Annotated in this window: 9 protein-coding genes and 1 pseudogene; 6 read left to right on the top strand and 4 right to left on the bottom strand. The window is 61.8% G+C overall.

Going from position 1 to position 9046, the window contains the following annotated elements; genetic code table 11:
• Nucleotides 1-120: 120 nt before the first annotated feature.
• Nucleotides 121-1320 (bottom strand): amino acid aminotransferase, encoded by a 1200-nt coding sequence (locus BVER_RS11700; protein ID WP_050453445.1) that lies wholly within the window; start codon nt 1318-1320, stop codon nt 121-123.
• A gap of 386 nt (nt 1321-1706) precedes the next feature.
• Here BVER_RS11700 and uvrB point away from each other — a divergent pair, with 386 nt between their 5' ends.
• The gene (gene uvrB, locus BVER_RS11695; RefSeq protein ID WP_050453444.1) at nt 1707-3794 is read left to right on the top strand and encodes an excinuclease ABC subunit UvrB; all 2088 of its coding nucleotides are present in this window, start codon (nt 1707-1709) and stop codon (nt 3792-3794) included.
• Here uvrB and BVER_RS31415 read toward each other — a convergent pair.
• A complete protein-coding gene (locus tag BVER_RS31415; RefSeq protein ID WP_157056017.1) occupies nt 3784-4176 on the bottom strand; it encodes a hypothetical protein in 393 nt (130 codons plus the stop codon). The genes uvrB and BVER_RS31415 overlap by 11 nt on opposite strands.
• Here BVER_RS31415 and BVER_RS11690 point away from each other — a divergent pair.
• The 5 genes and pseudogenes from BVER_RS11690 to BVER_RS11670 all read left to right on the top strand — a co-directional run bounded on the left by BVER_RS11690 (nt 4167) and on the right by BVER_RS11670 (nt 7876).
• Nucleotides 4167-4709: an iron transporter gene (locus BVER_RS11690; RefSeq protein WP_050453446.1), complete on the top strand. Its 543-nt coding sequence runs from the start codon at nt 4167-4169 to the stop codon at nt 4707-4709. The genes BVER_RS31415 and BVER_RS11690 overlap by 10 nt on opposite strands.
• Nucleotides 4710-4775: 66 nt before the next feature.
• Nucleotides 4776-5105 carry a cupredoxin domain-containing protein gene (locus BVER_RS11685; RefSeq protein WP_050453443.1) on the top strand — a complete coding sequence of 110 codons (330 nt, stop codon included), beginning with the start codon at nt 4776-4778 and terminating at the stop codon, nt 5103-5105.
• Between the two features lie 67 nt (nt 5106-5172).
• On the top strand, nt 5173-6024 hold the full coding sequence (locus tag BVER_RS11680; RefSeq protein ID WP_050453442.1) for an FTR1 family iron permease: 852 nt from the start codon (nt 5173-5175) through the stop codon (nt 6022-6024).
• Between the two features lie 8 nt (nt 6025-6032).
• Nucleotides 6033-7439 carry a 4Fe-4S binding protein gene (locus BVER_RS11675; protein WP_370444233.1) on the top strand — a complete coding sequence of 469 codons (1407 nt, stop codon included), beginning with the start codon at nt 6033-6035 and terminating at the stop codon, nt 7437-7439.
• Between the two features lie 34 nt (nt 7440-7473).
• A pseudogene (locus BVER_RS11670) lies at nt 7474-7876 on the top strand (GlcG/HbpS family heme-binding protein).
• Nucleotides 7877-8136: 260 nt separating this feature from the next.
• Here BVER_RS11670 and hemP read toward each other — a convergent pair.
• Both hemP and BVER_RS11660 read right to left on the bottom strand, forming a co-directional pair.
• A complete protein-coding gene (gene hemP, locus BVER_RS11665) occupies nt 8137-8394 on the bottom strand; it encodes a hemin uptake protein HemP (protein ID WP_050453440.1) in 258 nt (85 codons plus the stop codon).
• A 151-nt stretch (nt 8395-8545) separates the two neighbouring features.
• Nucleotides 8546-9034, bottom strand: coding sequence for an SRPBCC family protein (locus BVER_RS11660; protein ID WP_050453439.1), 489 nt, complete (start codon nt 9032-9034; stop codon nt 8546-8548).
• Between the last annotated feature and the right edge of the window lie 12 nt (nt 9035-9046).

Below are 9046 nucleotides of genomic sequence, written 5' to 3'. Positions count from 1 at the left end.
GGCGAAGTTCCAAACTCCCAGGAAACCATTCAGATCAATATTGCTTCTGGGAGTTCTGGGAAACACGATCTTCCGGCGGCCCCTTGCCACCCTTGACTTCGACTAATTCTGAAGGGCCGACTACTTCAGCACGGCGGCAACGGCGGTCGCGACTGCATCGATATTGCGCGTGTTGAGCGCGGCCACGCAGATGCGGCCCGTGCTCACGGCATAGATGCCGAATTCCTCGCGCAGACGATCGACTTGCGCCGCCGTCAGGCCCGAGTACGAGAACATGCCGCGCTGCTTGCTGACGAACGAAAAGTCGTGATCGACGCCATTCGCCGTCAGGCGCTCGACGATACCCAGACGCATCGCGCGGATCCGATCGCGCATTTCGCCGAGTTCCTGCTCCCACATCGCGCGCAGTTCGGGCGAAGCCAGCACGGCCGCGACGATCGAGCCGCCGTGCGTCGGCGGGTTGGAGTAGTTGGTGCGGATCACGCGCTTGAGTTGCGACAGCACGCGCGTCGATTCTTCCTTGCTGGTCGTGATGATCGACAGCGCGCCGACGCGCTCGCCGTACAGCGAGAACGACTTCGAGAACGACGACGACACGAACACGTTCATGTCGGTGGCGGCGAACAGGCGCACGGCGGCGGAATCGGCCTCGATGTTTTCGGCGAAGCCCTGATATGCCATGTCGAGGAACGGCACGAGATTGCGCGCCTTCACGACTTCGGCGATCTGCTTCCACTGCGCATCGGTCAGGTCGACGCCGGTCGGGTTGTGGCAGCACGCGTGCAGCACGACGACGGTGCCGGCCGCGTAGCCGTTGAGCGCGGCGATCAGCGCGTCGAAGTTCACGCCGTGCGTCGCGGCGTCGTAGTACGGATAGTTGACGACTTCGAAGCCCGCGCCTTCGAATAGCGCGCGATGGTTTTCCCAGCTCGGATCGCTGATGGCGACCTTGGCATTCGGGTTGATGCGCTTCAGGAAGTCGGCGCCGATCTTGAGCGCGCCCGTGCCGCCCAGCGCTTGCGCCGTGACGACGCGACCGGCCGCGATAAGCGGGGACTCTTTGCCCAGCAGCAGCGTTTGCACGGCGGAGTCGTAAGCGGCGATGCCGTCGATCGGCAGATAACCACGCGGTAGCGCGGCATCGACGCGCGCTTTCTCGGCCTCGCGCACGGCGCGCAGGAGCGGAATCTTGCCTTCTTCGTTCGTGTAGACGCCGACGCCAAGATTGACCTTGGTGGCGCGCGTATCGGCGTTGAAGGCTTCGTTCAGGCCCAGGATCGGGTCGCGGGGAGCGAGTTCGACGGCAGAGAAAAGAGACATGATCTATCGACAGTAGAGGAAGACGAGCGGCAGAAGTGTGCCACGGATTCGCGCGGGGCGATGCGACGACGGCAGAAGTGTCTGGAACGAAACGACTTTCCTCCGTCGGACTTTCCTCCGTCGGGCCCTGTCGCTCATTGTAACGAATCCAGCGATGGTTTTAGGACGAATATGGTGCGAATGCGCGTGCTTTTTGGCCCTAATTCGCGCATCGGCGTTGGGTTTTGCGCGAAATCGGGGCGCTACCACGCGTGCTTGAGTTTGCCGCCGACAGCCCAACTTTGAAGCCGAAGAAGCTTTGATTTTCGTCTCCGCTTCGCCAAGCGCGCACCCGCCTTCAACCGCTAGAATGGTTGTTTGCTTTCGGCGAAGATTTACGATCTCCCATGTCCGACACACTCACCGAAACCCACGACGACGAACTGGACGAATCGAAATTCGTCACGTTCGACGATTCGCTTTTCCAGCTCTATCAACCGTACGCGCCCGCGGGCGATCAGCCCGAAGCCATCGCCAAGCTCGTCGAAGGAATCGAGGACGGTCTGTCGTTCCAGACGCTGCTGGGCGTGACCGGCTCCGGCAAGACCTTCACGATGGCGAACGTCATCGCGCGGATGGGGCGGCCGGCCATCGTGTTCGCGCCGAACAAGACGCTCGCCGCGCAGCTTTACGCGGAGTTCCGCGAGTTCTTTCCGCGCAACGCGGTCGAGTACTTCGTTTCGTACTACGACTACTACCAGCCGGAAGCGTACGTGCCGCAGCGCGATCTGTTTATCGAGAAGGATTCGTCGATCAACGATCACATCGAGCAGATGCGTCTGTCCGCCACCAAGAGCCTGCTCGAGCGGCGCGACGTGGTGATCGTCGCGACCGTGTCGGCGATCTACGGTATCGGCAATCCGTCCGAGTATCACAAGATGATTCTCACGCTGCGCACGGGCGACAAGCTCGGGCAGCGCGACGTCATCGCGCGGCTGATCGCGATGCAGTACACGCGCAACGAAGCCGATTTCTCGCGCAGCACGTTCCGCGTGCGCGGCGACACCATCGACATCTTTCCGGCTGAGCACGCGGAAATGGCGGTGCGCCTCGAACTGTTCGACGACGAAATCGAGTCGATGCAGCTGTTCGATCCGTTGACGGGCCGCGTACGCAACAAGATTCCGCGCTTCACGGTCTATCCGTCGTCGCACTATGTGACGCCGCGCGACACGGTGATGCGCGCCGTGGAAGCCATCAAGCTCGAACTGCGCGAGCGGCTCGAATTTTTCCACGAGCAGGGCAAGCTGGTCGAGGCGCAGCGGCTGGAGCAGCGCACGCGTTTCGATCTGGAAATGCTTCAGGAACTGGGTTTCTGCAAGGGCATCGAGAATTACTCGCGGCATTTTTCCGGCGCGATGCCCGGCGAGCCGCCGCCGACGCTGGTCGACTATCTGCCGCCAGACGCGCTGATGCTGCTGGACGAATCGCACGTTCTGATCGGGCAGTTGAACGGCATGTACAACGGCGACCGCGCGCGCAAGGAGAATCTGGTCGATTACGGCTTCCGGCTGCCGTGCGCGCTCGACAATCGGCCGCTCAAGTTCAACGAGTTCGAACGCAAGATGCGGCAAGCGGTGTTTGTGTCCGCTACGCCCGCCGACTACGAGAAAGGCAAGGCGGGGCAGGTCGCCGAGCAGCTCGTGCGTCCGACCGGCCTCGTCGATCCGGAAATCGAAGTGCGTCCGGCGCGCTCGCAGGTCGATGACGTGCTCTCGGAAATCAACGCGCGCGTCGCGGTGCACGAGCGCGTGCTGGTCACGACGCTCACCAAGCGCATGGCCGAACAGCTGACGGAGTTTCTGGCCGATCACGGCGTCAAGGTGCGCTATCTGCATAGCGACATCGACACGGTCGAGCGGGTGGAAATCATCCGCGATCTGCGGCTGGGGACCTTCGACGTGCTGGTCGGCATCAACTTGCTGCGCGAAGGTCTCGATATTCCCGAAGTGTCGCTGGTCGCCATTCTCGATGCCGACAAGGAAGGTTTCCTGCGCGCCGAGCGCTCGCTGATCCAGACCATCGGCCGGGCGGCGCGGAATGTGAACGGCAAGGCGATTCTCTACGCCGACAACATGACCGACTCGATGAAGCGCGCCATCGACGAAACCGAACGGCGCCGCGCCAAGCAGATCGCGCACAACACCGAGAAGGGCATCACGCCGCGCGGGGTGGAAAAGCGCATCAAGGACATCATCGACGGCGTGTACAACGCCGACGAAGCGCGTGCCGAGCTGAAGGAAGCGCAGACCCGCGCGAAGTTCGAGGACATGAGCGAGAAGCAGCTGTCGAAGGAAATCAAGCGGCTGGAAAAGCAGATGATGGATCACGCCAAGAACCTCGAATTCGAAAAGGCGGCGCAGACCCGCGACCAATTGGCGCTGTTGCGGCAGCGCGTGTTCGGCGCGAATGTCGGCGATCACATCAGTAAGTAGGCGTTTTGTAAGGATATTTGAGCGCCCGGCGCGGCGGATCGTGCGATTCGTCGCGCTTTTTCATGCCGCCGACGCCTTCTTCCATTCGGCTAAAAGCCTTACTGCGCTTGGGCTTGTAAGCTAACTCAAATTGTTCCGGGTGTCGAACTTTGCTAAACTGCCGAAAGTTGAGAATGGTTCGTATTAACGTTCGTAGTCGTGCTTGCAGTAAGCGTGGCGACACGGCGCTGTCACGATCGAATACGGATGCGCCGTTCCCAAAGGGAGAAGTTTGTCCGGCCAGCGTGACAGCACGCGAGTGACTGCGCCACAGCCGGTTTTTCTTGAAACGACCGTGTGGCACGCGTGGCCGATAACAACAAGGAGTATCAGATGGGTTCAACGTTGATGCGCGGCCTTGTCGCCGCCGCAGGTTTGACGGCGATGATGGCGGCATCCGCTGCCGAGTATCCGATCGGCAAGCAGCACATCGAAGGCGGCATGGAGACCGGCGCCGTCTATCTGCAGCCGATCACGATGGAACCGGAGGGCATGATGCGCAAGGCATCGGATTCCGACATCCATCTGGAAGCCGACATCCACGCGGTCAAGAACAATCCGACCGGTTACGCGGAAGGCGACTGGATGCCGTATCTGAACGTGAAGTACGAACTCTCGAAGGTCGGCTCGACGCAAACCGTGAAGGGCGATCTGATGCCGATGGTCGCTAACGACGGTCCGCACTACGGCGACAACGTCAAGCTGTTCGGCCCGGGCAAGTATCACCTCAAGCTGATGATCGCGCCGCCGTCGCAGACGGGTCATATGGCGTTCGGCCGTCACGTCGACAAGGAAACCGGCGTGCCGTGGTTCAAGCCGTTCACCATCGAGTACGACTTCCCGTTCGCGGGCATCGGCAAGAAGGGCGGTTATTAAGCGTGGTTCTGCATCGCGCCCGGCCATGAGTGCAGGTTCGGGCGCGATCAACAACGGGAAGTTCGCATGAAAGTGAAAAAGCAGTTGATCGCGCTGGCCGCCGCACTCGTGGCCGTCACGGCGCACGCCGCCGATCTGCCGACGTTCCAGCTCGAACTGAACGACGGCAAGCTGAACCCCGCGCGCATCGAAGTGCCGGCGGGCAAGCGTATCAAGATCGAGGTGAAGAACACGGGCAAGGGCGCCGCCGAGTTCGAAAGCGTGCAGTTGCGCAAGGAAAAGGTGCTGGCGCCGGGCGCGGATTCCTTCGTCGTGATCGCGCCGCTGGATCCGGGCGAGTACAAGTTCTTCGACGATTTTCATCAGTCCGCGCAAGGCGTGATCGTCGCGAAGTAATCTCCGTGCCGCGCGGGCGTTCTACACTGCGCGGCCGAACGAAGTGGAATGAGCGGGAGGTTTTGATATGGGGCAGGTTCTATTCATCGTGTGGCGGGAGAGTGTCGAGGCGCTGCTCGTCGTCGGCATTCTGTACGCGTGGCTGAAGAACGGCGATCATCAGGCGCGCCGCGGCTTGCCTTATCTGTGGGCGGGCGTGGCGATCGGCCTGATCGCGGCGGTCGCGCTGGGCGCGGCGCTGGTCGGCTTCACGGAAGTGTTGTCGGGCGATGCGCAGGATTACTTCCAGACCGCGATGGTGCTGGTCGCCTGCGTGCTGATCGAGCAGATGGTGCTGTGGATGAAGCGTCACGGCCGCACGCTCAAGCGCGATATGGAAACCTCGCTGCAAAAGAGCACGCAGGACGGACACTGGTGGGGCATCGCAGTGCTGGTGGCGCTCGCGATCGCGCGCGAAGGCAGCGAGACGGCGGTGTTTCTGTACGGCGTCGGTTTCGGCCAGTCGGGACATGTCGATGCCTCGCAGTATCTGGCGATCGTGCTCGGCTTCGGGCTCGCGCTGCTGACGTTCTATCTGCTGCAGCTCGGCGGCAAGATCTTCTCGTGGCGCTCGTTCTTCCGCGTCACCGAAATCATGCTGCTGTTCCTCGCGGCCGGTCTGTTCGAAACGGGCGTGGACAAGCTGATCGACATGGAAGTGCTGCCGGTGATCGTCAATCAGGTGTGGAATTCCTCCGCGCTGCTGGACGATTCGAGCACCTTCGGTTCGCTGGTCGCGACGCTGACGGGTTATCGCGCGCATCCGGCGGGGATGAATCTGGTCGCGTATGCGGTGTACTGGATCGTCATCTATCTTCTGCTGCGTCGTTCGAATAACTCGATGGCGCAAAAACAAAAGGCGGCAAGCCGTCCAGCATGAGTTCTGTAATGCCTACAGGCAGTGCCAACCCGAGCCGGCTTCAGCAAGCCGGCCAATGGATGCAGCGACACGGCAGCACGATCCGCATGATTCAGTGGGTCGTGGTTGCCGTGTACGCTTTTCTGATCATCGTTCCCGCCGTGATGCCGCTGCCGGATGGCTCCGCGCATCTGTGGAACAACCTGACGCTCGCGGCGCAGTTCGTGTTCTGGGGCATCTGGTGGCCGTTCGTGCTGCTGTCGATGGTGATGCTCGGCCGCGTCTGGTGCGGCGTGCTGTGTCCCGAAGGCGCGCTCACGGAATTCGCGAGCCGCTTCGGCCGCGGCTGGGCGATTCCGCGCTGGATGCGCTGGGGCGGCTGGCCGTTCGTCGCCTTCGGACTCACGACGATCTACGGCCAGATGGTCAGCGTCTATCAGTATCCGAAAGCGGTGCTGCTGGTGCTCGGCGGCTCGACGGTCGGCGCGATGATCGTCGGCGTGCTGTACGGCCGCGAAAAGCGCGTGTGGTGCAAATATTTGTGCCCGGTGAACGGCGTGTTCTTGCTGCTCGCACGTCTTGCGCCGTTCCACTTCAAGGTCAGCGAGGACGCGTGGCGTCGCTCGTACAAGCAGGGCGAGCATGGGCATCGCGTGATTCCGATCAACTGCGCGCCGCTCGTGCCGCTGCGTAACATGAGGGGCGCGGCCGACTGCCATATGTGCGGCCGATGCAGCGGCCATCGCGATGCGATCGGGCTGTCGTGGCGCTCGCCGTCGGAAGAAGTCGTCAAGCTCGGCGACAAGGCCGCGAATCCGTGGGACACGGCGCTGATTCTCTACGGTCTCCTCGGTATCGCGATCGGCGCGTTCCACTGGACCGTGAGTACGTGGTTCGTCGATCTGAAGCAGTATTTGGCCGGCTGGCTGATCGATCACAACATTCTGTGGCCGCTCGATACCAACGCGCCGTGGTTCCTGTTCACGCACTATCCCGAACAGAACGATGTCTTCTCGTGGCTCGACGGCTCGATGGTCGTCGGTTATATCCTCGTGACGGGTCTCGTCTACGGCACGGCGCTGCTCGCGCTGCTGGCGGCGGGCGCGCGCTCGCTCGGGACGTGGGATGCGAAGCGTCTGCATCATCTGACCTTGTCGCTGATTCCGATCGCGGGCGTGGGCGTGTTTCTCGGCCTGTCGGCGACGACGGTGTCGCTCCTGCGCGCGGAGCAGGTGCCGCTTTGGTGGGTGCCGGGTCTGCGTCTCGGTCTGCTAGCGCTGGCGAATCTGGCGAGCGCGTGGCTCGCGTGGGGCGTGATGAAGCGCTATGCCGCGACGTTTGGTCATCGACTTCTTTCGATGGTATGGTTCATCGCAGCGCTGGCCGTCGTGGACAGTGCCTGGTACCTGATGTTCTGGGGCTTCACCCGAAACTAGCGACGCCGCCTCGCGCGGCACCGAGAGGCGCCACGTGAGAACCAAACCCGTACTGACCGACGACGACGTCAAGGCGATGGCCGCCGCCGAAGCGCACGCGAAGGAACACAACTGGAATGTGACGATCGCCATCGTGGACGATGGCGATCGTCTGCTGCATCTGCATCGTCTGGAAGGCGCGGGTGCGAGCACCGCCGAGATGGCGACGGGCAAGGCACGCACCGCCGTGCTGGGCCGCCGCGAAACCAAGGTCTACGAAGACACCATCAAGCAGGGCCGCACGGCGTTTCTGTCCGCGATGCTCGAAGGCGGCGTGCCGATTTTCGTGGGCACGGATATCGTCGGTGCGGTGGGCGGGCGTGTCGGGCGTCAAGTCCGAGCAGGATGCGCAGATCGCGAAGGCGGGCATCGCCGTGCTGGGCATCGAGAACGCCTGAGTTTTTTAGCTCGTCATCGAAGCGCAAAACAAAAACGGCACACTCTTCGCATGGAAGGTGTGCCGTTCGAATGCTTCTCAATGGCGCGGGAACCAAAAAAAGCGGCTTCGCTTGCTATCGACGACTGGCTGGTGTTTGCACGAAGGGGTCTAAATTCTCGCGTGCAAGTCGTCCTCGCTGGCTAGTGCCAAACACCTCTTTGGCGAGGTGGTCCCCACAATACACGGTACGTACTACTGTTCTTGCCGGTACTTCAACGCTTACTTCGTCAGGATCAGCTTGCCCAGACGCGTGGCGCGCAACTGATAGGTCTCCCCATTATGCATGATGCTCACATGGCTGCGTCCTTGCAACAGGGCATCGCTCTTGAGCGAGCGCTCGACATTCGCATCGGCGGCAACCGAGGCGGTCGATGCGCGCACCGTCGTGACGGCAGCCGTTTTCGGGCGGATGATCGCCGCGTCGCGAGCAACCGGGCGGCGCAGCCTAAGCGTGGAGGATCGCAGCGTGTCGGTCATTGTCGGAAAGTGTGCGTTCGTTGATTCGATGGGTCTATAGTAAATGATAATTATTCCTATTTGCAACTAGACTTTCCGATCGACGCGCAATATTTGATAGCCGCGCTCGATGCTGCGGCGAAGCACTCACCGCAGCCCGTTCAAACGATGCTCAATGCAGGGGACCTTCGTCGCGACGGCCATGCGCGTACTGGCGAATCAGCCGCACGGTATCGATATCCGACTCGCGATACGCCGACTTCACGATCTCCGACGTCTGCAGTTCGTCCGACGTCGGATCGACTTTTTCCGGCAGCGTGGTGCTGTAGGTGAAGCGCAGAAAAAGCTGCACGTCGTCGGGCTGCTCGATGGCCATCGTCAGCGAACCGCCGACGTAATCGGCCGTCGGCTGGATGTCGTAGCGCACGTTGTCGTTCGGCGTCAACGTGACGCGATCGCGGACCACGGCTTGTCCGTAGTGCAGCTCGCGCTCCATCGTGTCGCCATCGCGCGAGACGATCGCGCAGCTATCGAGGCCCAGCACGAACAGTTGCGGCTGCTCGGCGCGCAGCACGAGGCCTTCCCACAGTTGCTCGCGCGTCAGCGAGTCGACCAGCGGGTTGAGCGGATCGTTGATCTGGATCAAATGTTCGAAATTCAAAACGACGTTTTC

This window comes from Candidatus Burkholderia verschuerenii (assembly GCF_001189365.1).
GTDB lineage: Bacteria > Pseudomonadota > Gammaproteobacteria > Burkholderiales > Burkholderiaceae > Caballeronia > Caballeronia verschuerenii.
The sequence above is the reverse complement of the archived record's forward strand: the minus strand, read 5'-3'. Positions and strand labels throughout refer to the sequence as shown.

What these genes read in the sequence shown, in the direction of transcription:
- BVER_RS11700 (WP_050453445.1), bottom strand. Translation starts at nt 1,320, where the DNA reads ATGTCTCTTTTCTCTGCCGTCGAACTCGCTCCCCGCGACCCGATCCTG.
- uvrB (WP_050453444.1), top strand. Translation starts at nt 1,707, where the DNA reads ATGTCCGACACACTCACCGAAACCCACGACGACGAACTGGACGAATCG.
- BVER_RS11690 (WP_050453446.1), top strand. Translation starts at nt 4,167, where the DNA reads ATGGGTTCAACGTTGATGCGCGGCCTTGTCGCCGCCGCAGGTTTGACG.
- BVER_RS11685 (WP_050453443.1), top strand. Translation starts at nt 4,776, where the DNA reads ATGAAAGTGAAAAAGCAGTTGATCGCGCTGGCCGCCGCACTCGTGGCC.
- BVER_RS11680 (WP_050453442.1), top strand. Translation starts at nt 5,173, where the DNA reads ATGGGGCAGGTTCTATTCATCGTGTGGCGGGAGAGTGTCGAGGCGCTG.
- BVER_RS11675 (WP_370444233.1), top strand. Translation starts at nt 6,033, where the DNA reads ATGCCTACAGGCAGTGCCAACCCGAGCCGGCTTCAGCAAGCCGGCCAA.
- hemP (WP_050453440.1), bottom strand. Translation starts at nt 8,394, where the DNA reads ATGACCGACACGCTGCGATCCTCCACGCTTAGGCTGCGCCGCCCGGTT.